This is a genomic window from Brevibacterium aurantiacum, assembly GCF_007558825.1.
GTDB classification, from domain to species: domain Bacteria; phylum Actinomycetota; class Actinomycetes; order Actinomycetales; family Brevibacteriaceae; genus Brevibacterium; species Brevibacterium aurantiacum_A.
Genome location: NZ_VLTK01000002.1, coordinates 284,771 through 307,402, shown reverse-complemented (window position 1 = coordinate 307,402; position 22,632 = coordinate 284,771). Strand labels below are relative to the sequence as shown.

At 64.0% G+C, this 22,632-nt stretch carries 17 protein-coding genes; 5 read left to right on the top strand and 12 right to left on the bottom strand.

Annotated elements, in window-relative coordinates; genetic code table 11:
* Positions 1 to 2 precede the first annotated feature (2 nt).
* Both FO013_RS03790 and FO013_RS03785 read right to left on the bottom strand, forming a co-directional pair.
* Positions 3 to 1,487, bottom strand: coding sequence for a phosphohexomutase domain-containing protein (locus tag FO013_RS03790; RefSeq protein ID WP_143921229.1), 1,485 nt, complete (start codon positions 1,485 to 1,487; stop codon positions 3 to 5).
* Positions 1,484 to 1,882, bottom strand: a complete 399-nt coding sequence (locus FO013_RS03785; RefSeq protein WP_395949323.1) for a DUF3499 domain-containing protein — start codon at positions 1,880 to 1,882, stop codon at positions 1,484 to 1,486. Before FO013_RS03785 ends, FO013_RS03790 begins: the two co-directional genes overlap by 4 nt.
* An 82-nt stretch (positions 1,883 to 1,964) precedes the next feature.
* On the opposite strand from FO013_RS03785, the gene FO013_RS03780 reads away from it, so the two are divergent.
* A complete protein-coding gene (locus FO013_RS03780) occupies positions 1,965 to 2,324 on the top strand; it encodes a metallopeptidase family protein (protein ID WP_143921227.1) in 360 nt (119 codons plus the stop codon).
* Here the strand turns inward: FO013_RS03780 and FO013_RS03775 are convergent.
* From FO013_RS03775 to FO013_RS23130, 3 genes are read right to left on the bottom strand one after another with little or no spacing between them, the layout of a single operon-like run.
* The gene (locus tag FO013_RS03775; RefSeq protein WP_143921226.1) at positions 2,321 to 3,778 is read right to left on the bottom strand and encodes a DUF5719 family protein; all 1,458 of its coding nucleotides are present in this window, start codon (positions 3,776 to 3,778) and stop codon (positions 2,321 to 2,323) included. The two genes, FO013_RS03780 and FO013_RS03775, sit on opposite strands and share 4 nt — an antisense overlap.
* On the bottom strand, positions 3,775 to 6,876 hold the full coding sequence (locus tag FO013_RS03770; RefSeq protein ID WP_143921225.1) for a glycosyltransferase family protein: 3,102 nt from the start codon (positions 6,874 to 6,876) through the stop codon (positions 3,775 to 3,777). Before FO013_RS03770 ends, FO013_RS03775 begins: the two co-directional genes overlap by 4 nt.
* Positions 6,873 to 7,316, bottom strand: a complete 444-nt coding sequence (locus FO013_RS23130; protein WP_269465931.1) for a WhiB family transcriptional regulator — start codon at positions 7,314 to 7,316, stop codon at positions 6,873 to 6,875. The genes FO013_RS03770 and FO013_RS23130 overlap by 4 nt, the downstream gene beginning before the upstream one ends.
* 497 nt (positions 7,317 to 7,813) lie before the next feature.
* On the opposite strand from FO013_RS23130, the gene FO013_RS03760 reads away from it, so the two are divergent.
* Genes FO013_RS03760 through FO013_RS03745 form a run of 4 tightly spaced genes read left to right on the top strand, consistent with a single transcriptional unit; the run spans position 7,814 to position 11,126 of the window.
* Positions 7,814 to 8,941, top strand: a complete 1,128-nt coding sequence (locus tag FO013_RS03760; protein WP_143921224.1) for a coenzyme F420-0:L-glutamate ligase — start codon at positions 7,814 to 7,816, stop codon at positions 8,939 to 8,941.
* 59 nt (positions 8,942 to 9,000) lie between these two features.
* A complete protein-coding gene (locus tag FO013_RS03755; protein ID WP_143921223.1) occupies positions 9,001 to 9,693 on the top strand; it encodes a hypothetical protein in 693 nt (230 codons plus the stop codon).
* The gene (locus tag FO013_RS03750) at positions 9,681 to 10,451 is read left to right on the top strand and encodes a CoA transferase subunit A (protein ID WP_143921222.1); all 771 of its coding nucleotides are present in this window, start codon (positions 9,681 to 9,683) and stop codon (positions 10,449 to 10,451) included. Before FO013_RS03755 ends, FO013_RS03750 begins: the two co-directional genes overlap by 13 nt.
* 9 nt (positions 10,452 to 10,460) lie before the next feature.
* Positions 10,461 to 11,126 (top strand): CoA transferase subunit B, encoded by a 666-nt coding sequence (locus tag FO013_RS03745; protein ID WP_143921221.1) that lies wholly within the window; start codon positions 10,461 to 10,463, stop codon positions 11,124 to 11,126.
* Positions 11,127 to 11,673: 547 nt separating this feature from the next.
* On the opposite strand, the gene manA is transcribed toward FO013_RS03745, so the two are convergent.
* The 7 genes from manA to FO013_RS03710 all read right to left on the bottom strand — a co-directional run bounded on the left by manA (position 11,674) and on the right by FO013_RS03710 (position 22,607).
* The gene (gene manA / locus FO013_RS03740; RefSeq protein WP_143921220.1) at positions 11,674 to 12,987 is read right to left on the bottom strand and encodes a mannose-6-phosphate isomerase, class I; all 1,314 of its coding nucleotides are present in this window, start codon (positions 12,985 to 12,987) and stop codon (positions 11,674 to 11,676) included.
* Between the two features lie 355 nt (positions 12,988 to 13,342).
* Positions 13,343 to 16,141, bottom strand: coding sequence for an NlpC/P60 family protein (locus FO013_RS03735; protein WP_260847980.1), 2,799 nt, complete (start codon positions 16,139 to 16,141; stop codon positions 13,343 to 13,345).
* Between the two features lie 263 nt (positions 16,142 to 16,404).
* The gene (locus FO013_RS03730; protein ID WP_143921219.1) at positions 16,405 to 17,925 is read right to left on the bottom strand and encodes an LCP family protein; all 1,521 of its coding nucleotides are present in this window, start codon (positions 17,923 to 17,925) and stop codon (positions 16,405 to 16,407) included.
* A gap of 306 nt (positions 17,926 to 18,231) precedes the next feature.
* Positions 18,232 to 19,380, bottom strand: a complete 1,149-nt coding sequence (locus FO013_RS03725; RefSeq protein ID WP_143921457.1) for an acyl-CoA dehydrogenase family protein — start codon at positions 19,378 to 19,380, stop codon at positions 18,232 to 18,234.
* Positions 19,381 to 19,417: 37 nt separating this feature from the next.
* The gene (gene purE / locus FO013_RS03720; RefSeq protein WP_143921456.1) at positions 19,418 to 19,891 is read right to left on the bottom strand and encodes a 5-(carboxyamino)imidazole ribonucleotide mutase; all 474 of its coding nucleotides are present in this window, start codon (positions 19,889 to 19,891) and stop codon (positions 19,418 to 19,420) included.
* Positions 19,892 to 20,027: 136 nt separating this feature from the next.
* Positions 20,028 to 21,272, bottom strand: coding sequence for a 5-(carboxyamino)imidazole ribonucleotide synthase (locus FO013_RS03715; RefSeq protein WP_143921218.1), 1,245 nt, complete (start codon positions 21,270 to 21,272; stop codon positions 20,028 to 20,030).
* A 54-nt stretch (positions 21,273 to 21,326) separates the two neighbouring features.
* Positions 21,327 to 22,607 carry a methyltransferase gene (locus FO013_RS03710; RefSeq protein ID WP_143921217.1) on the bottom strand — a complete coding sequence of 427 codons (1,281 nt, stop codon included), beginning with the start codon at positions 22,605 to 22,607 and terminating at the stop codon, positions 21,327 to 21,329.
* Between the last annotated feature and the right edge of the window lie 25 nt (positions 22,608 to 22,632).

Below are 22,632 nucleotides of genomic sequence, written 5' to 3'. Positions count from 1 at the left end.
GTCTATTGCCTGCGAGCCTCGACGAACTCACTGGCCTGTGCGGTCAGTTCGCGCAAGCTCTGCAGGTCGCTGGCTTCGACATTGAGTCGCACCAGGGGCTCCGTGTTCGACTTGCGCAGGTTGATCCACCAGTCGTCTCCCTGCAGCCCGATGCCGTCGAGATCGTCGACCGTGTTCGTCGGGAACTGACCGGACTCGGACGAGAAGGAGCTCAGGACCGAGTCGGGATCGGCCACGGTGAAGTTGATCTCTCCCGACTGGACGTAGAGGTCGTAGTCGGCGAGGAGTCGTGACGCCGGTGCTCCGGTCTTCGCCAAGGCGGCGATCAGGTGGCAGGCAGCGAGCATGCCGGAGTCCGCGCCGTAGAACTCATCGAAGTAGAAGTGAGCGGAGTGTTCGCAGGCAAAGACGGCATGTTCGGTGCGCATGAGTGTTTTGATGCCCGAATGCCCGACCTTCGAGCGCACGGCCCGCCCGCCGGCGGCTGCGATCGTAGCCGGAACGCTGCGGGAGGTGATGAGATTGTGGATGACGACCGGTTCAGCGACGCCTGCGGCCCTGGAGCGAACGATCTCGCGTTCGGCGACGAGCGCGCCCACGGCCGAGGGCGACATGGTCGCTCCGGTTTCGTCGATGAAGAAGCAGCGATCGGCATCCCCGTCGAAGGCAAGTCCCAAGTCCGCCCCCTGGTCGAGCACTGCACGGGAGACGTCGAGGAGGTTCTCCGGCTTCAGCGGGTTCGCCTCATGGTTGGGGAACGTGCCGTCGAGTTCGGTGAACAGCCCGATGACGTCGAATGGCACCCTCGAGTACCCGGACTCGGTGCCGAAGACCTCTCCGAGGAGTTTGCCCGCCATGCCGTTGCCGCAGTCGACGACGACCTTCAGGCCTGTGACCTCGTCGACGTGGGTCAGCGTCCGGATGCGTTCGACGTAGCGTCTGCGCATGTCCGCGGCGGCAACGCCGTCGACATCGACCTCAGGTGCGGAGCTGTGGAAGGTGCCGGTGGCGACATGTGCCGGCGCCTGCGGTGCCAATTCCTTGATCCGTCCCAGCCCAGAGGCGAGGCTGACTCCTGCGGCACGTGGCCCGCAGATCTTGATCCCGTTGTAGTCGGCCGGGTTGTGACTTGCGGTGATCATCGCACCCGGCAGTTCGAAGATCCCGGAGGCGAAGTACAGCTGGTCGGTCGAGCACAGCCCCAACAGCACCACTCGATATCCGGCCGCCTCGATGCCGGCGGCGAAGGCCTGGGCGAAACCGGGTGAACTGGGTCGCATATCGTGTCCCACGACCACCTCGGCGCTCGAATGGAGTTCCGACATAGCTGTGGCGGTGGCCCAGCCGAGGGCGTAGAGCACATCGGCATCGAGCTGGTCGGGAATGCGGCCACGGATATCATAGGCACCGACTGCGGGTTCGAGTGCGGCGGTGCGGGCGGCGACGAGTTCGGGACCGGGTTCGGCGCCGGACGTGGACTCGGTCATGAATCGCCGATGATGCGCAGGTGACCGTGTTTGCGACCCGGCATCGATCCGTCGCTTCGGCCCTCGGAGGGCGAGGGTGACCCAGACGACGATGCCGATGCGGCCGCGCCCGCTCTGACGCCCTCTCCGGGACGTCCCGCAGCTTCCCGGACGGCGTCGGCGATGGCCAACAGATCGTCATGGGTGCGCTCGGGCGGGGATTGTTCACCCTCGATGCGGATGAGCTGCCAACCCACAGGCGGGGTCAGTTTCGCGGCATGGTCGGCGCACAGGTCATGGGCACCGGGCTCGGCGCGACGCGACAGCGGACCGATGACGACACAGGCATCAGCGTGCACGTACGTCATGGTGGCTGCGGCACTGCGCGAGCAGCTGACTTTTGAACACAATCTCACGGCTGACACAGTCAACCACTTTACACGCGAGCACCGCTTGTCTTGGTCAACCAGGGCCGTATGGTCGGTAGAATATTGACTCATGAGTACCAGGCGTCATCGTGATCGGCACGGCCGCGGACTGCGGTCCCCGCTGTTCCTGGCCGACGTCCCCGCCCGTCTGCGTCGGGCGGAGAGTTTTGCCCGTGTCGCGGCCGAGGAGTTCGCCCGCTTCCGGGCGCAGGAACCGGCACTGCTCGCCGAGGTGGTATTGGCCATTGATGCGGTTCCACCGGCGAGCTCCACCGAGCCCGCCTTCGGCCGGGTCTTTCCGGCCACCGCGAACAGGCACACGCACATCGTCCTCTACCGGCGAGTCATCGAATATCACAGCAGCGGGCAACGGGACTCGCTCATCGCCGAAGTCGTCGCCGACCAGGTCGAGATCCTCAGGAATTCCTAGCCGAGGCGGATGTCGCGGTAGGCCACGCCGGCAGGTGCCGGGGCCGGCTGCACCGCGGAGATCCCTGAGTCTGTGGTGACCACATAGCTGGCGTGGACACCGTCGGACTGGGAACCTGAGGCGTTCTCACCGCTGATGACGATGGCGCGGACTGCGTCCGGGGAGACCTCGGCCGGGCTGAATTCGGTGGTGCCGGTCGGATTGAGGTCAATCGACTGACCCTCCGTGAGCGAACCGTCGTCGAGCATGCCTCTCACCTGCACCTGCCCCTGCCCTGGTGAGAGGTACAGTTTCCCGGTGCCTGTGCGCGGCAGAGCCATGACCTGGGACTCGGCGAGAGCGTCGGTGGCGTTGATGCTTCCGAAGTCTGAGCTTCCCTTCTCCCCGTCCTGACCGATGAATGCGCTGGCCTGAATGGCTTGGCCCGAATCGAGGACGACGCTTGTGGCGTCAAGATCTCCGAGGTCGGCCTCGGCGACTCCGTGTGCGACAACGGTCATCGATGAGCGGGGAATGTCGATCTCCCCATCGGGTCCATAGGCCTTGAGCGATATCTCTGCCAGGTCATCGCCCGGGTTGGCCACGCGCAGGCGTGCGTCCTTCCCGTCGAGTCCGGTGACGACCTGCTGTGTGTCGGCTTCTGCTCCGCTCGTGGCCAGATCGATGCCTTTAGGGGTGAGACCGTCGAGCACGGTCTCCTGGAGGGACCCGGCCACGACTCCCCCGTCGACGTTGACATCGACGGCCAGCGATTCCGCACCTGCGGCGAGACCACCCAATCGGATGGCTCGCTGCTTCCCTGCCTTGATGCTGACCTCTGTCGGCTCCCCGCGCTCTCCCGACGGTGTCATGAGCGTGACTTCGGCCTGCACGGGAACGTCGCCGGGATTGCTCAGCAACAGCTGGGAGTTCGATCCTGCTGCACCGGAGCCAGCCAGGATCCGGAAGTTGCTCGCCGCCGAACCACAGGTCAGTGTCGCGAGTCCTGTGAGGTCTCCGGAGGTGCCTTCGACGGTTTCGACGCCGGTCGTCAGCGCCGGTGCCCCGGGCCGGGCGAACCCGGTGATGAGTTTGGTCTTGTCGATGGGATCGTCGCCGGAGACGAAGCCGTCGGAGCTGGGGTTGTCGAAGTTCGCCGAACCACCCAGATCCGCAACCTGGAGACGGGCCGCGGAGACCGAGCCGTCTGCGGCACTGATCGGTGCGGAGGCGGAGACGGCACGTGTGGACACGTTCGAGTCGTCGACGAACTCCGCGTCGGTGCCCTCTGCTTCGTCATCAGTCAGGAGCGGACCGGGGCAGATCACACGGGTGTCGGCGGTGGGCATTCTGACCTGCTCGGGACTGCGGTCGAGTGTGCCCGGAGTCAGCGGAGTCAGGAATGAGGTCGTCGCGACGAGGATTCCCGGTACGGCGATCGCCGCGAAGGTCACGATGCTGCGCATGTGTTTCATGACTTCGCCTCCACAGGATGCTCGGGTGCGGCTTCAGACTTTCGTTCGGATTTCGCCCGCGTCGTTCGTGACCAGGCCCGTGTCTGGCGCTGAGACCCGAAGGGGATCGCGACGATGATGGTCAGAAGGCCGAGAATCCAGCCGATGATGACGCCTGGGGCGTAGAGCGACGAACCGTAGGTGAGTTCGACCTCGCCGCCGGAAGCAGGCAAGGAGTACTCGGAGGCCCAGCCGATCGTCGGCTTCTCCGGCTTCGGCAGGTCGTTGCCATCGAGGCTGGCGGTGATGTTGTCGGAACTGTCGGACACGATCAGGGTGCGTCCGTCCTCACCTGGAGCCACCTCGGCGGTGGTGCCGTGCATCGGTGCGGTGCTCATCGTGCCGTCGGGTTCGCGGACGAGGAACCGGCCGCTGTAGGGATTGTCGACCTGCCACAGGCGACCCGATTCGGTCGGACCGACCTGGACGACTCCGTCGGCGGCGGCCACTGAGTTCGTCAGATTCTTCGCATCCGAGTCGACGAGGACGAAGTCCACGCCCAGCTGACCGAGGATGGTGCGGACGTCTCCGGCGTCATCGGCCGAGAGCGCCGCAGCGGCCTGAGCGATGAGTGTCTGGTCCTCGCCAATCGGCAGAGGTCTGCGCTCCCACGGCCAGCCACCGACTGCCTCGGCGGACCGGATGGTCGAGGTCCCGATGACGGTCCCATCGGCGGACGAGAGGAGGCGGGCACGGACTTCGCCGTCGACGACGTCGAGGCGCAGCGTGCGCGCCTGAGCATCACCGGCAGCGCGGTCGGCGGCCAGCGCCGGGACGGTGCCGTGTTCCTGGGTGGTGACATTGTTCGCCGAGGTGGTGCTGGGCCCGGCGCTGACGATGATGAGTCCGACGGCGGCGATGGCCACGAGTCCGGACAGACCCCGCATGGGCAGTCGCCTGGAGTTCGTCGATTTCGTCGTCGTGGTCTGAGCCCCGAGCGTGAGCAGCATGATCGCGCCGAGACTGAGCAGGGTCAGTCCCGCGGCAGGATAGGAGCCGATGAGGTGGAAGGGACCGGTTTGGGCCGGGATGAGGACCTGGACGGTGGCCAACAGCAGACCCGCGAGGTAGAGTCCCACGGCCCACATCAGGCGTGAGAGTCTGAGGTGAGCTTCGATGAGCGTGAGGAACGCGAGGATGAGCATCGGCAGCACCAGAACCGGTGCCCACAGCTGGAGCATCCCGGGGCTGACGCCGTTGACGCCGACAGCGGACAGGAGATCGGCCAGCCAGCTCATGTCGATCGTCGAGGGAAAGCCGACCGCGAGGAGGTAGCTGGGCGGTGCCGGCGGGGCCAGGGTCTGGCCGGGCATGACGAAGAGCGCACCCGGAGCAGTCACGAGGTCGACCAGCCAGGGCCACGCCAGGAACAGGGTCGGGGCCAGCAGCCACAGGTGGCGCAGACCGCGCCCGGTGCACACCAGCACCACGGTGAGGATGATGCCCAGAGGAAGCATCAGCGGCATGCCGGCGATCATCAGGAACAGCAGGAGTCCGGCACCTGCGGCCGCGGCGATCGACCCTGTGCGCAGGCTGCGCCGCAGGGCGATGACGAAGAGCGGTGCTGCAATCCAGACGAGGATCACGCCGAGGCGGCCGTCGGAGAGCGCGGTGACGAAGAGTGGGGCCGCAATCCACAGCAGACCGGCGAATCCGCGTACCCACCTTCGCTTCACGATTGCGCCCGCGGCACGGTAGGCGGCGATGACGGCAAGGATCGGGGCGAGGAGGATCAGGGTCCGGGCCATGATGTCGACGTCGCCTAGGAACGGAACGCTGAGGGCTGCGAGGACCAGCTGGTAGGGGTCGGCGGGAGCGGTGGCACCGGTGGAGACATCGAGGTGAGGGCTGAGCAGTCGGGCGACGAGATCACCCATCGTCACGTCGGTGGATCCCAGTGCACCGCCGACGAGGTGGCCGGGGCCGAAGAGACGGTAGGAGACGAGGCCGCTCAGTGCCGCGGCCGCGAGGAGGAGGTAGGTCAGAGGGCTGCGGAAGAGTCCCGAACCGCCGGTGACCTCGAGGCGTGAGAACGAGTCGATGGCTTCTTCCGTGTCACCGACCGGGTTGAGCTCGGTTTCGTCGATGTGGCCCGGGCCGCTGACGGTGGACGACTCGGCCTGGGCCAGGCGGGCTTCCTCGGCGGAGTTCATGCTCCTGCGCTGGACGGCGAGTTCGTCCGGGTCCGCGTAGAGCGGAGCCACATGAGAGTCGGTGGTGCGTTTGGCCAGGCGGTTGCGGCGAGCGTTGGACCGTCTCAGCCGTGAGGTGGTTCCGGCGTCGGAGACGAGCCCGAGCAGTGCGGAGAAGTACCAGGAGGCGGCGCGGACGTTGTTCGACAGGAGTCCCGCCAGGGTGTTCTTCAGCTGGGTGAGGATGAGGAGACAGAAGATGCCGGCGAATCCGGGGGTGGCGAGGCTGAGCCGGTAGCGCTGTTCCGTCCGGATCTGAGATTTCGACAGTGGTGGCAGAGGCGAGGAGCCCAGCTGGGCGGCCGAGTGTGCGGACACGGTGAGTCCGGCGCGTGGGGCGACGACGACTCGGCGGCCGAGGTCGCGCAGTCGACGCGAGTATTCAAGACCGCGATAGGCCACGCCGAGGACGCGCGAAGGAGCACCTATTCTTTCGAGCTCGGTGGTGGAGATGAGCATGCCGGGCAAGTCGAGGCCCAATGTCTCCGATTGGCCGTCGCGCTGGCCCTGATCGACCTCTCCGTCGGCAACCGGGTTGACCCTGGCTCCCGCCGAGGTGGTGGTGACTCCGGCGGAGACGATGTGGTCTTGGTGCATGATCTTGGGACCGACGGCGGCGATCGATTCGGTTGCGCCGATGGCGTCGAGCAGCTCCTCGAGGCAATCGGGTTCCGGACGTGAGTCTGCGGTGAGGAACCACAGATGGGTGCTGTCGGCAATCTTGGGGAGTGCAAGTGCCTCTGTGACGTCAAGACCCCCGAGATCCACGACCGGGATCTCGGGGTAGGTCTTGCTCAGAGCTGTTTCGAGCTCAACCCTGCTGCTGTCATCGCCTGAGGCGAGGACAACGGTGACGGCAGGTTTCACACGACCTGTTTCTTCAGTCGGCGGCGTTCACGTTCAGACATACCGCCCCAGATTCCGAAGCGCTCGTCATTCGCCAGCGCGTATTCGAGGCAGTCTGACCGGACGTCGCACGAGGCACAGACACGTTTGGCCTCACGAGTCGATCCGCCCTTTTCAGGGAAGAACGCCTCGGGGTCGGTCTGAGCGCACAGCGCTTGGTCCTGCCAGGATAGCTCGCCGTCCTCGGCTGCCCCGAAGAGCAGCGAGAGCGGCGATACTGCGGAGTTGTCCGTGGGAAGCGGTGTCAGATCGTTCGGATCGATCGCCAATGGATCAGGCAGAGTGTCCGGAGTACGGGCCCCTGGTTCGACGAACCAGTCTTCGGCACTTCGAGAAGTGACTCCAGGCACGACTGTGGAGAAGTCTTCCCTCTCCTGCCTTTTGCTCTGTGCGCTTTGCACGGTTTTCCCCTTTCTCACTCTCAGCTCACCCACCACTGCGAGCTCCGATTCCGGTAGCGTTCGAGGAGCTGAGTGGTCTGGGTGCGACCGGCTCCCCGGATGGTTCCGGAGGTGAAGCTCGTGCTGACCGTATCAGCGTGGTGGATGCTCGAATCCGAGGATTCGTGCTAAGTGCGTTCCCCTGTTAACTATAAATTACACGCGTGTCATTACCGCCCCGTCAAGCCCTTGTGGAGTATTGCAGTGGGCACCTGCGGTTTAATCGAACACACCTTCACATACACACGCGCCGATGACACCACATGTAGCGACCACTATCTGATATTGACACAACCTGTAGTGAGCGGCTGAGCAAATCCGGAGAATTTCGAAATCATTCGCCGTCAGTGGGAATATGGAGACATGAGAGTCGAATCACTCGCAATCGTCGCCCGATCCCCGCGTCCGCCCACTGAATCCGGGCGCAGAGGCGGCCCGACGATGATGGGGACGCATCGATGAATGACCGACTGCTCACCGTGTATGCGCCTCCCGTAGAGGAGCCCATCGAAGCCGGTTCCGATCTGGCAGCGATCCTTGTCAACGCTCTGCGCCGGAATCGGATCGACCTCAAGGACGGCGACATCCTCGTCATCGCCTCGAAGGTGGTGTCCAAAGCTGATGGTCGAATGCGCAGTGTGAAGGACCGGGCGGAGTTCGAGGACCTCGTCAAGGATTCGTCGAATCACCTCGTTGCCGAACGGACCTATGCCTCCGGGTCGACCGTCCAGGTCGTGCGCACCAAGTCAGGAACTGTGCAGGCGGCGGCCGGACTCGACCAGTCGAATTCGAGCGGCGCCGTCGTCCTCCACCCTCACGACAGCGATGCTTCGGCACAGAAGCTGCGGCTGCGGGTCGAAGAGTCCTTCTCCGTGCGGATCGGGGTCGTCATCTCCGACACCATCTCGCGGCCTTGGAGGATCGGCGTCGGTGATTTCGCGCTCGGTCTCTCCGGATTCTCAGGCCTCGACGATCAGCGTGGCAGACCAGATGATGATGGCCGGGTGCAATCGGTGACCGTGCGCGCGGTGGCCGATGAGATCGCCGCCGCGGCCGACCTCGTCAAGGGATCGTCGCGCGGACTGCCGATGGCACTCGTACGCGGCGCCGGCGGATATCTCGACAACGGCCGAGCCGGGGCGAAGGCTCTGAGCCGCGACCTCGGGGAGGACTGGTTCCGCTACGGCCACGTCGAAGCAATCCACAGAGGCCTCGGGGTCACCGAGCTGCCCGGCCGTGCCGCAGCCGGTGACAACAGTGACGACATCCTCGAACGCGTCTCACGCGCCATCCGCGTCGTCCGCGCTGGAGCTTCACGCACCCCCGGGCAGGCTGCATGGCGGATGCGCATCGAGGGGTCCGGCTCCCGGATCACCATGGCTCCCTCCGATTCTCCGGCGACTCCGCAGGCCGGTGGTCCTCCCTTGCTGGAGGCGATGGTCGGCCTCGGGTCTCTCGTCGAGCGCATGCACACTGCGCTCTTCGCCGAGGATCTCAGCGCGACCACGCAGTGGGAGTGGGCCGACGGAGAGCTCGGAGCGTTCCCCCGTGGTGTCCGGATCAATATCGGCCTCCTGACCCCCTGAACATCGGGCTCCCGTCCCAGTGAACGCCCCATCACCATAGAGAAAGCAGGTCATCCCCCGTGGATCTTTCCATCATCAGCCGCACCGGCGGAGCCGTCCTCTTCTGGCGCGGACCCGACTTCGACCGACTCGACCTCACCGGTCCAGTCGTGGCGAACTGGGTGAACAAGGGTGTCGGCCTCTTCGGCGACTACGACCTCGGCCCTGATTTCACGCTCTTCGTTCCGCTGCCTGCCGGACTGCACTGGCGAGAGCTCGTCGCCATTCTCAGTGTCCTCCTCGCCGACGGTCGCGTCGTGCTCGGCACGGACGGGTCACCAGCCCCAGATGGCGATTTCCACGCCTTCGTACCGCAGGGCCACGAGCACGATGAGCGACTGGTCGATGCCGAGGAGGTCTTCGTCTACAACCCGCCGGCACTGGCGCTGAGCACACCGGTCGATGAGGACTTCATCGACGTCAACTCAGCTATCCGCGCCTACCCGGACGTGACACCTCGGCGCCTCCAGTCCACCGGGACTCTCATCGTCGGTGGTCAGGAGGTCCAGTGGACCGACTCTCCAGACGATTCCAGCTCCGGCCTCCTCGTCGCGAACTCAACTCCGGGTCCCGAGGAATGGGCGACGTTCCTGGGCCATCTCCTTCGCGGGGGTGAGTCTGTGCTGGCCAACGGGATGGATGAGGCTCGCATTGCGGACCTGGCGGGCAGCCTCGGCGAGGTCCGTGGCAGACTGGGCGTATGGACAAAGTAGTTGATACTCCCGCTGAGGCGGTAGCCGATATTGCAGATGGATCATCGATCGCCGTGGGCGGTTTCGGTGTTGTGGGCGTGCCTGAGTTCCTGATTCGAGCGATCAAGGACCAGGGCGCCAAGGACCTCGAAGTGATCTCGAACAACGCCGGAGTCGACGGACGGGGCTTGGGCCTGCTGCTCGCCGACCACCGCCTCCGCCGGATCATTGCCTCCTATGTCGGAGAGAACAAGGAGTTCGCCCGCCAGTACCTCTCCGGCGAACTCGAGGTCGAGCTGACCCCGCAGGGCACCCTGGCGGAGAAGCTGCGCGCCGGCGGAGCCGGAATCCCAGCGTTCTACACGATCACCGGTGCCGGCACTCAGGTCGCCGACGGCGGCATGCCGTGGAAGTACGACGCCGAGGGCAACGTCGTCAAGGAGTCACCGGCCAAGGACACACGCGTCTTCGACACCTTCGGTGAAGAGGAGGAATACGTCCTCGAGGAGTCACTTGCTCCCGACTACGCACTCGTCCGCGCCGCCATCGGAGACCGCCACGGCAATCTCGTCTTCAACTCTTCGGCCAGGAACTTCAATCCCCCGGCCGCACAGTCGGCCCGGATCACCATCGCCGAGGTCGAGAAGCTCGTCGAGCCTGGAGAGATCGACCCCGATGACGTCCACGTTCCCGGCATCTTCGTCCACCGCGTCGTCGAGCTGACCGCGGAGCAGGTGGCCGACAAGCCCATCGAAAAACGTACCGTTCGCGAAGCCTGAGGAGCCGAAATGTCATTGACAAGAAATCAGATGGCCGCCCGCGCAGCCCAGGAACTCGAAGACGGCAGCTACGTCAACCTGGGCATCGGAATGCCGACACTCGTGCCCAACTACCTGCCCGAGGGAGTCGACCTCGTCCTCCAGTCGGAGAACGGTCTCCTCGGAGTCGGCCCATACCCCACCGAGGACGAGGTCGATCCTGATCTCATCAACGCCGGCAAGGAGATCGTCACAATGCTCCCCGGCGCTTCCTTCTTCGACTCTGCTGCCAGCTTCGGCATGATCCGCGGCGGCAAGGTCAATGCCGCGATCCTCGGCGCAATGCAGGTCGCCACGAACGGCGACATCGCAAACTGGATGATCCCCGGAAAGATGGTCAAGGGAATGGGCGGGGCCATGGATCTGGTCCACGGAGCCCAGCGCGTCATCGTCATCATGGACCATGTTGCCAAGGACGGCTCACACAAGCTGCTGTCGTCCTGTGAGCTGCCCCTGACGGGCAAGGGAGTCGTCAGCCGCGTCATCACCGACATCGCCGTGCTCGACGTCTCCGGAGACTCATTCACTCTCGTCGAACTGGCTCCCGGAGTCACCGTCGAAGAGGTCAAGGAGAAGACCGGCGCCGAGGTGAACGTCCCCGACGACGTCCCCACCATCAGCGTCGACGCCGCCTGAGGCACCGACCGCCGAGCGGCTGGCACTGTGACGGCCGGGTGGAGACCGCCGAGCGGCTGCCGGACGGTGACAGCCGGGTGGCTGGCACTGTGAAGTCAGACAGGCAACGTGCATCGTGAGGTAGCGCTGCTCCGGCGGCGTCATACAGAGCCGTTGTGAGACGTGGGGCCGTTCTGGGCCGATTCCTTTCGAGGAATTCGGCTCAGGACGGCCTCTTTCTTGTGTCAGGGAGCTTTCACCCGCGCGGATGAATCGGTGCGGTGGTGCGTGGGACCACTTGCAGATGACTCTCGGGCCTGGGAGACGCGATCAGAGACTTCGCTCCTCGGTGCACCACGCACAGTCTCTCGCTCAACATCCCGTCAGCTGCAAATACACCAGCTAGTTCAGCGACTCCTCCCCTCAGCGGCAAAAGGCACCTGAGGAACGAGGTGATCTGGTTCCGACGGTGCAGGGTGCTCGCGGTGGCGCGGCCCACCTCACTCGCGCCAGTCCGCTCGGCATCCAGCAGTCGCCCAGACCGGCCAAAAGAGGCCAGCCAGGTGCTTCAGGCGAAGGGCAGCGAGGTGTCGAGTCCGGTGGTGGCCACGAACAGGTCTCCGTGGCCGTCTGCGGTCACTGTGGGCTCATTTGCCGCGATGAAAACGCTCTGGCCACGTGTGAGTGTCACTGTGGACCCGAGGGAGGTCAGAGTGATGCTTCCCGAGGTGCACAGGGCGATGCTCGCGCCTCGGCGCTCGACCTGCGTCAGTCGTGGGCACCGCAGCGACTGCAGTGCGAAATCCTCGGTCGCACCGAAGAGGATTCCGGCGCGGTCAGGTTCAACCATTCGAGGTTTTGCGGAGCCGAACTTCGCAACCTTTCCGAGCTCCGGAATGTCGATGTGCTTGTTCGTCAGTCCCCCGCGCAGAACGTTGTCGCTCGAGGCCATGACCTCGATTCCGGTCCCGCCGAGGTAGGCGTGCAGCACACCTGATTCCATCGCCAGGGCTTCCCCGGGCTGCAGGTGAACGCGATTGAGCATGAGTGCCACAAGCACCCCAGGATCGGAAGGATAGTCAGCCACAAGCTCCTGGAAGGTCTCAGCAGGATCGACGGCTGTGCCCGAACGGCTGATGTGTCCCTCTGGCAGCTCTGCCAGATCCTGGCCGGCGATCTCGTCCACAAACTCGGCCGACCGGGCATCGCCGAGGACGAGCTCCACTGCCTTGGCGAAGGCCTTAGCCTCAGTCACCGATTTCAGCGCCGAGATCACGTCTCCGAGGAAGTCCAGGGAAGCCGGTGACAGTGACAGAGACAGCAGACGTTCGAAGGTTGCACGCACGGCTTTGCGCGAACGGAATCCGGTCAGCGCGTGGAATTCGGTGAGGGCGTAGATGAGTTCCGGTTTGGCCGACGGGTCCTTGTAGTTACGGGTCGAAGCGTCGAGATCGGGGCCTTCGGACTCTTCCCGGGCGAATCCGATGGCCGCCTGCTCTGGATTCGGGTGAACCTGAATGGAAAGTGCCTTCTGCGCGGAGAGGACCTTGAGCAGGAATGGCAGACGCGGCCCGAAGACCTGCAGCGAGTCATGGCCCAGCAGACCTTCTGGGTCACCGGCAAGGTATTCGATGAGATTGGGTCCCACGGTGCTGTTGTCCGTCTTCACGTCCAGCGAAGACGATGACCCCTGCTGCGCGGAGCGGTAGGCCGTGCGCTGCTGGTCAGACTGACCTATGTCCAGACGGGAGGGGCTGAGGGGATGTGCTCCGAGCCAAAGCTCGGCGCAAGGAGTGCCGTCGGGCGCAGTTCCCAGGATCGCCGGGATCGCGTCCGTGCTGCCCCAAGCAAAATTCTTGACCGTGTTGTGCAATCGGCGCACTGTCTTGGTCCCCTTCGGCTGGACTGTTCGGATGAACACACATGCATTTGCCGTGCGTGTTTCTCCACGTTAGCGCGTCTATCTTGACAGATCAGGGTTTTCCCAAGTGGCTTCACTGACTGTTCAGGCAAGGACATCTGTTGTTCACCGCGTAGTCAGGGGCCCGTGGAGCGGCACATGAGGCTGACCGCACGAGACAGACGGGCCAGCTGCAAAGAGAGTCTATGGATATCCGGGCCCAAGTCGCAGGTGAACCGGACCAGAAAATGCCTCGCGGCCGGTTCTTTCCAGAACCGACCGCGAGGCATTGGGACTCTCTGCCGAGTCTGACTCGGCCGATGTCACCGTGCTGCCGTCAGCCGACCACGCGAATGACCTTCGCTCCACGATCGAGCATCCAGCTGTAGCTGCGCTTCGTCGTGTTCGTCCGAGACGAGCCCGCATCGTACATCTGTCCCTTGGTCTCAGAGATGATGCCGATGTGGCCGGGGATCCAGATCATGTCGCCTGCTTTGGCCTCACTGGCAGGAATGACCGTGCCGGCGTTGCGCTGCTGGCTGGTGGTGCGCGGCAGTTTGATGCCGTGCTTGGCGTAGACGTACTGGGTGTAGCCCGAGCAGTCCCAGCCCTTTGTCGGTGAGGTTCCGCCCCAGACGTACTTCACACCGAGGTGAGCCTTCGCCTCACTGACGATGGAGTCACGCTGAGCCTGGATCTTCTCAGCCTTTGACGGTTTGTCGTCATCCTTGGACTTATCGTCCTTCTTGTCATCCTTGGGCTTGTCCGACTTGTCGTCGTCTTTGGACTTATCGTCCTTCGAATCCTTGTCGTCACCCTTGGCGTCTTTGTCGTCTGTAGAACCTTCCCCGGAGTCTGCAGCCGAACCGCCATCGGTGGCGCTGTCCCCCGGTGGTGCCGACTCGTCGGCACCACCGGAAGCATTGGCATCATCGGTGTCGCCCGGACCATTGTCGTCGATTACGCCGCCTTCAATGGTTCCGGTGGGCGAGAACTCTGTGGTTCCATAGCCCTCGGCCCAGACGAGTCGGGCACCTTCGAACAGCTGCTCTCCTCGTCCGTCCTTGTACACCGGGTCCGACGCGGGGTAACCAAGGTGGCCCTTGACGGTACCTTTGTCACCCCAATAGTTCAGGAGCGTGCCGGTGGTGTAGTGAGCACCGGTGTCCTTCGACCAGTAGATCTTGCCCTTCTGGAACGACTGCGCCGATCCCCCGCCCTTCAGGCCGCCCTTCTCTTGCGAGGTGGGCAGGCCCAGCTGGGTGACAGCGTCACCCTTATACGAGTTCTTGATCGCTCCGGTCAGGTGGTATGCACCGGTTTTCTTGGACCAGAAGACGTTGCCCTTCTCGTAGGAGCGAGCACGTGCTCCGTCAACGCCCTTGACATCGTGTTCCTTGCCAGTGGCCTTGCCGAGTTCCTTCTTGTGGTCAGCGGCGTACTTCTCGATCGCAGTCTTGGGCTTCGGCGTTGCCTTCTTGCCGTCGTCTTTCTTATCGTCCTTCTTCTTGTCGTCCTTCTTGTCGTCCTTCTTCTCATCGGACGGCAGATCGCCGGACTTCATGATGTCGGTGACAGTTGAACGGATCTCGCCCATCTTGGAATAGAAGGCGTCACCGGGGCAGCTGGTGTTCGCGAGGTCGCGGTGCGCGACGACGGTCGACTTGCTCGGCTTGACGCCATCGAGCGACAGCTTCCAGGCAATCGCCGAGGCGACAGCATCCCTGGTCTTCTTCGGCGGGGCCGACTTGTCATAGGAGCCGAGCACCGAGATGCCGAATGTACCGGAGTTGTGGCCGGCCACGTGAGCACCGATGACGGCCTTCTTGATGTCGCCGCCGCGGGCATGCCAGAGACGGCCGTACTTATCGGCGATGACGTTGTATCCGATGTCATCCCAGCCTCGACCCGACTGGTGGTAGGACTGGATACCGCGCAGGACCGAGGGAACGTCTTCAGCCGAGTAGCTGTTCGAACCGGCGGTGTGGTGCACGACAGCCTGCTTGACGCTGCTGGCGTAGTCGGGGCTGCCGTTGTATGCCTTGGCACCCCACGAATCGCGCGAGCCGATCTTCGGCTTCGGTACCTTGGCGGATTTGGCCACGTTGTTCGTGGACGAGGATCCCGGTACGTAGTTCTGATTGGTGACCGAGGCCTGACCTGATGCAGCCACAGTCTCGGTGCTCGCGGCAGCCTCAGTCGAGCCGGGTGTCGTCTCTGAGGTGTCTGCTGCGCTTTCGGACGGATCGGAGCTCTGCGGCTCGATCTCCACCGGGGCGTTTTCGGCCACGGCCGCAGCATCATTGGGATTCTGCTTCGGATCGACGAGAACGAGTTCGGCATCGCTGGGTGCCTTGTCGCCCAGAATGCGCATCTGCACACCGGAGGCCCTGTTGACGGTGAAAGGTTCGGAACCCTCGTTCTTCGCCTGCTCCTGCTTCTCCTCGTCGAGCGACTCCCAGCTGCCCCAATCAGATCCGCTCTTGACACGGATCTGGATGCGGATGTTGGACGTCGACTCGGAGAAGGTGAAGCCGATCAGGCTGGGGTTTTTGGATGGAACGTCGAGGACGTCGGAGATCAGCGCGATGTTGACGCCGTCTTCGGTCTTCTGACGCACCGAGCCCGAGATATCGTCGCTGTCCTTCGACTCCTCCGATGATTCAGAGCCCTCGGACTTCGCGTCCTCGGACGCGTCATCCTTCTTCTCGGAGTCTTCAGCGGGTGCCGATGGGTCAGCCTTCGGGGTGGAGGCTTCCGATTCAGCGGCTTCGCTCTCACCCTCAGGTGCGGACAGTCCTGCAGAGACGGGGTTGACCGACCCTGTGGAACCGGCAGCAGCCGAGGCGCCCGAACTCGCGTTGACGACTGCTGGCACCTGTGTCGAGGCGGCAGCGGTCTGCGATTTGAAGATGTTCGGCAGGTTGCTGGTTGCGCTCTGATTGGCGACGTTGGCAGAGGAGTCACTGGAATCACGGGCGCCGGGGACGTTGAGTCCGTCTTCGCTCACGCTCAGCGCCTCTTGGGTCACTTCCGGCTCAGTCGACGCCGCGAAGGCAGTCGGTGCCGTGACCGCTAAGGTGCCGACGAGTGCGACTGAAGCGCAGCCCGCGACTGTGGGCAATAAGTATTTCATCGTTACAGCCTTTTCGAGGAAGTCAGGGAAGTTCAGGCCCTGGAATCATCTCACCGTTGGTAGGACGGTGGGTAATCCCAACATCTCAAAATTGTTACACATATACGGCGTGTCAGACTAGCCAAATAACAAAATAACCAAATTACACCGGTGTGGTTCCCAGCGTTTGCAAGGGACACACCGAGGGAAAGTTTTTCCCAGAATCCTCCGAAATTCCCTGCTTCGCACGGTCGGCGCACAAGCTCGGCTGGGTGATCGACATCTCAGGGCACGTAGCAGATGGCTCTCTCTGCGCTCTCTTCGCCCTCGTCAGAGCCGTCTTCACTACCACTTTGCGCATTGACCTGGGTGGTGCTTCCGGCTGTGAGCCCACGGCTCGCATTCACCCCTGCAACGGCTCCGGACGTATCGCCAGGGGCGCTCTGGGCGTCCTTGTCCTTCTCAGCATCCTGGGATGATTTTTCGATCGTGTCCGCAATCAAGGACCTCGCGGCGTCGAAGTCAGGCTGTGATGGTGTCACGTTGGGCGGAGTGAGGTCAAGCGACTCGATCTTCTGCGACTTGACCTTCAGGGCCAGGTCCACGAAGTCGTCCACCTCGGAAGAGGGAATGTCCGTCGCCAGCGCTCCTGGGGTGGCCTTGGCGATCTCCTGGTACCGAGTCAGAACGGTGGCGGGATCGAGCTGTTTGACCATCGCTGTCTGCACGCAGCGCTGCCGGACCATCCGCTCGTAGTCGCTGGAGAACTCACGGGAGCGGGCAAACCACAGAGCGTGGAAGCCGTCGAGTTTCTGCTTGCCCGGCTCGATCCACCCCTTGACCGGGCCATGCTCGCCCGTGTTTGGATCGACCTTCGAAGAGATCGGCACCCGTTTACCGGAGACGAGGGTGATTCCGCCCAGGGAGTCGATGAGGCTCTCGAATCCCTTGAGGTTGACCATGGCGAAGTACTGGACTTCGAGGCCGGTGATCGCGGAGGTGGCATCCATCGTGGCCTGCTCACCTGCTCGTTTCGGGTTCTCGAACTCGTCCTTGTGTCGCTCACCTTGCTGGAAGACCGCGTTGAGCAGGCACTCGTCGCCGCAGTTGTACCCCTGCGGGTAGTACTGGTGCAACGGCGAGTCCTCGGGGAACGGCACGTTCTCCATATTGCGCGGAAGGCCGACGATGACCGTCTTGCCGGTCTTCGCATCGATCGAGACCAAAGACAGCGAATCCGGGCGGATGCCGGTGCGCCCCTTGCCGGCGTCTGAGCCGAGGAGAAGGATGTTGTAGCGACCGTCGACGGGCTTCGCGGCTTTCCCGGAGGCGAAGAGGTCAGCCATCAATCCGCGCTGGGAGTCCAGCAGGGTCGTGCCCCAGGCCAGCGGGCCGACAACGACGAGGACCAGGGCGCAGAACGCGGCGAGGAAGCGTTTGCGTGCCCTCGCGGACAGTGTGACCAGCTTGATCCGGCGCAAGGTGTCGAAGAGGCACACGATCCAGTTGACGGCGATGACCGGCAGCCAGATTGTGAGGAACGTCAGCAGGAAGGGGTTCGTGCCGATCGTGAAGAGGAACTTCTTGTCGATGAGAATCACGATCAGAGCAATGATCGCGAGGATCCAGGTGATTGCGGTGATCGACAGCGAGATCTTGGCCCAGCGACGAGACCGGAACAGCAGCTGCACTCCCCCGGGAATGAGTACCGTGACGAGGAGAAGAATCCACGCCCGTACATCCCTCGTCGGCTGTGAAGCGTACGACGGGTGATGAATGGGGTCGACATATCTCGTTTCTGCCACTGACCTACCTTTACCTCGCGCTCGTTGCTGTTATGGCCACCCGCGCGGACCTGAAGACCGCGGCGACACAGACTACTGTGCCAAACCTTCTGGAGAGTCCACTGTGTTCATCCATTGTGGCGCGTGCGAACCTGGGATTCCGGCACATTTGCCCTGCGCATGTCGCGTCATCGCAGGTGTACTTGATCACAGCCACGTGATCTGTGGACCTCAGTGTGGGAGCACAGGCTCGAAGACGGCCACCGCCCATAAGCGATGGCCGTCTTCCTCGAAGCCTGGTCTCTCACAGCCTAGGCGGGTCTGGCCTCAGCCGATGAGCTTGCGCCCCATCACCATGCGCTGGATCTGGTTGGTGCCTTCGTAGATCTGTGTGATCTTCGCGTCACGCATCATCCGCTCGACAGGATGATCGACGACATAACCGGCACCGCCGAGCAGCTGCACGGCATCGGTCGTGATCTCCATGGCTGCGTCCGAGGCGAAGGCCTTCGCTGCAGCTCCGAAATAGGTGAGGTCGTCGTCGAAGCGCTGGCTCTTGGCCGCAGCGGTGTAGGTCAGCGAACGAGCAGCTTCGAGCTTCATGCCCATGTCCGCGAGCATGAACTGGACTCCCTGGTTCGACGCGATGGCCTTGCCGAACTGCTGGCGTTCCTTCACATAGTTCACCGCGTAGTCCAAAGCGCCCTGTGCGATGCCGACGGCCTGTGCGGCGATCGTCACGCGAGTGTGGTCCAGAGTCCGCAGAGCGATCTTCAGTCCTTCACCGGGGTCACCGATGATGCGGTCGCCGGGCAGACGGACATTGTCGAAGAGGAGTTCACGCGTCGGCGATCCCTTGATGCCGAGCTTGCGTTCCTTCTCACCGAAGGTGAATCCCTCGTCGGACTTCTCGACGACGAAGGCGGAGATATTGCGGCCGCGCGCACCGTCCGGGTCGGTCACGGCCATGACGGTGTAATAGTCGGAGACTCCGGCGTTCGTGATCCAGGTCTTGACACCGTTGAGGATCCAGTCGTCGCCATCGGCCACTGCCCGGGTCTTCATCGAGGCCGTGTCGGATCCGGCTTCGCGTTCTGAGAGCCCATAGGAGAATCCAGCCTCACCGCGAGCAACCTGCGGGAAGTACTTCGCTTTGATCTCTTCGCTGCCGCCGAGCTGGACCGGCATGCTGCCGAGCTTGTTCACGGCCGGGATCAGTGATGACGAAGCGCATCCACGTGCGACCTCTTCGATGATGATGGCCACTGCCAGCGCGTCAGCGCCCATCCCGCCGTGCTCTTCGGGGATGTGGGCGGCGAAGAAGTCGGTCTCGACCAGAGCGTCGTGGGCCTCCTGCGGGTAGCGGGAATCGGCGTCAACCTCGGCGGCAAAGGGAGTGATCTTCTTCTCGACGACATTGCGCACTGCGGCGCGGATCTCTTCGTGTTCTTCGCTGGGCTGGTAGAGGTCGAACATCATTCTCCTATTACTGATCGATCGTTAAGTACCCCTATTATCGCCGCAGTGCCTGCCCTTTGTCGAGAGCGAGCTGCCGCAGCTGGGTTCGATGCTCGTCGAGTCGACCGCGGATTGCCGCCGCTGCATCGGTGTCACCGGCGCCGAGGATTCGGGCGGCGAGGAGTCCTGCGTTCTTGGCTCCGCCGATCGAGACAGTGGCCACCGGGACGCCTCCGGGCATCTGCACGATCGAGAGCAGGGAGTCCATGCCGTCGAGGTATTTCAGCGGGACGGGAACGCCGATGACGGGCAGCGAGGTCATCGAGGCGATCATTCCGGGCAGATGGGCCGCTCCCCCGGCGCCGGCGATGATGACGCGCAAGCCGCGGTCTGCGGCGGTCTTGGCCCACTCGACCATGTCCTCGGGCATGCGGTGGGCAGAGACGACCTCAGCGGTCGACCCGATGCCCAGTTCGTCGAGGGCCTCGGCCGCGGCCTTCATCGTCGGCCAGTCCGAGTCCGAACCCATGACGATTCCGACGACAGCGGAGTCTGATTCCGCTGCGCCCGATTCCGCAGCTCCCGGCGCCGAAGCGGTCCCCGCGTTCCGGCTGGCCGCGGAGTTCTCGTTGCCCGTGGATCCGTCGTCATTCGTTGGAGGCATATCAGGCCCTTTCGTCGCTGGAGGTGGCGGCAGTGCCAGCGGAGTCATCGGCCGATGGCGTCGTGTTTGCGTCGAGATCTGCCGGGGCCGGCATCTGCGGATGCGGGTTGATGTCGATGCCGGCGATGAAGTCCGCAGCATGACGGGCGCGAGCCAGTACGAGATCCGCGTCCCGTCCGTAGGCGTTGACATGGCCGACCTTACGGCCCGGGCGCACGCCCTTGCCGTAGAGGTGGACCTTGACCGCAGGGTCGTGGGCCATCACATGCAGATAGGGGTGGTAGAGGTCGTCGTGGTCGGCGCCGAGGATGTTGACCATCACAGAGACGTCCTCACGGGCCGCAGGGCTGCCCAGGGGCAGGTCGAGGACCGCGCGAAGATGCTGTTCGAACTGGCTGGTGACGGCCCCATCCTGGGTCCAGTGACCGGTGTTGTGGGGACGCATCGCAAATTCGTTGATGAGGAAGCCATCGGCGGTCTCGAACAACTCCATCGCCATCACACCGGTGACGTCGAGAGCACCGGCGACCTTGAGGATCGCCTCGGTGATCTCTCTGGATTTGCCTGCTGCCAGTCCCGGTGCGGGAGCAATGGCTTCCTTGCACACGCCGTTCTGCTGCCAGGTCTCAACTACTGGCCACACCGCAGTCTGGCCCATCGGGGAGCGTCCGACCATGACGGCGAGCTCGCGGGTGAAGTCCACCTTCTCCTCGGCGAGCAGCTGCCCGACCTCGTCGAGCCAGGTCACGGCCTCATCGATGGAGTCGATGACACGCACGCCCTTGCCGTCATAGCCGCCGCGAGGCGTCTTGAGGATAAAGGGGAATCCGACTCGCTGCGCGAATGATTCGACATCGGTGCGCGAGGTGATCTCTGCCCAGGCCGGGTTCGGCAGGCCGAGTTCGTCCATTCTCCTGCGCATGAGGATCTTGTCCTGAGCAAAGATGAGGGCCTGCGGTCCCGGGCGGACAACATGGCCCGCCTCGGCGAGAGCCTGCAGATGTTCGGGAGGAACATGCTCATGGTCGAAGGTCACCACGTCGACCGTCTCGGCGAAGGCCTTGAGGGTCGCGAAGTCCGTATAGTCTCCGACGCTCACCTCATTGATGACCTGTGTGGCCGGAGCATCAGCGGTCTCGGCGAGGACCGAGAAGCGGATGCCGAGGGCTTCTGCGGCAGGGGCAAGCATACGTGCCAATTGGCCGCCGCCAATGACACCAACACGAGGAAAAGTCACGTTCGCCATCCTATCGTCCGCCGCGGACATGAGGCGCACAGGTTCAGCATGCGAGTCCTGCCCTCAGTCGGAGAGTCGTATGCGCCACAGCGAGGTGACCTCGGCGCTGCGGGCCCTGTGGAGTTCGTCCCCGGGATCCGAGGCACGGGGGTGGCGCGGGGTCGTATCGTGCCGATCGTGGACTCGCAGGCGGGCAGCGGTGATGCGTTCGAGCAGTTCTTCTCGGGTCCGCAGGCCAAGACGCTCGGCAAGATCGGACAGAATCAGCCATCCCTCGCCCGACGGGCTCAGATGCGCAGCCAGCCCGTCGATGAAGCGGTGGAGCACATCGGATCCCGGGTCGTAGATGCCGGCCTCGAGGGCGGACGTCGGACGGGCAGGCAGCCACGGCGGGTTGCACACGATGAGGTCGGCGCGTCCCTGCGGGAAGAGATCGGCCTTGACCACCTCGGCGGACGAAGCGAGACCGAGGCGGTCCAGATTCTCTTGGGCACACGTGACCGCGCGCGGATTGATGTCCGTGGCCACGACCCGTTCGACACCGCGGCGCAACAGCACAGCGGCGAGGACGCCGGTGCCTGTGCCGAGGTCGAAGGCCGTCTTCGGTGCAGAAGAGGTCGACGTGGGTGACTTCGGTGCGGAGGAGCTGCCGGTGCCGGACTCGGGAAACGGCGTCTGGGCGACGAGGTCGACGTATTCGCCGCGGATCGGGGAGAACACACCATATCTCGGGTGGATGTCCTCGCCGAGGGCGGGGATGGCCACGCCCTTGAGCTGCCACTGGTAGGCGCTGAGCACCCCGTTCAGCTCGGTCAGCGAGACGCACATCGGTCCCGTCGACGGGCCGTAGGCGGCCTCGCAGGCCAAGCTCACATCGGGAGCTCGGCGCAGGTTCAGCAGGTAGTCGCCGTCGAGTTCGACGATCAGTGCACCAAGCAGACGGGCTCGTTGAGCAATGTATCGACGCTGTGCTTGAAAGGCAGCCGCACCGCCGGGGCCTCCTGCATCGCTCGGTCCTCCAGCATCACCGCCGCCCGGGTTGCCCAGCTTGCGGCCAGCGCGCTTGCCGGCTCCATGTTTGCCGCCGCCGTGGCGGGCACTGTGGCGTTTGAAACGGCGGTCCATCGCCTGCAGCAGCTGACGGCCGTTGTGATAGTCCCCGCGCCACAGCAGCCCGGTCCCCGACCGGGCCAGCCGGTAGGCGGCATCGGCGGCGATGTCGTCGCTGATGACCGTCACCTGTGCCGGGGCGGCCGACTGGTTCTCCGAATGCCAGGTCGCCGATCGTTGGGCTCCGTCCTCAGTCCAGCCGAGTGCGGTCGCCGAGGATCCGGGTTCTGTCACTGTGGGTTCCTCAAGGCGCTGCTCA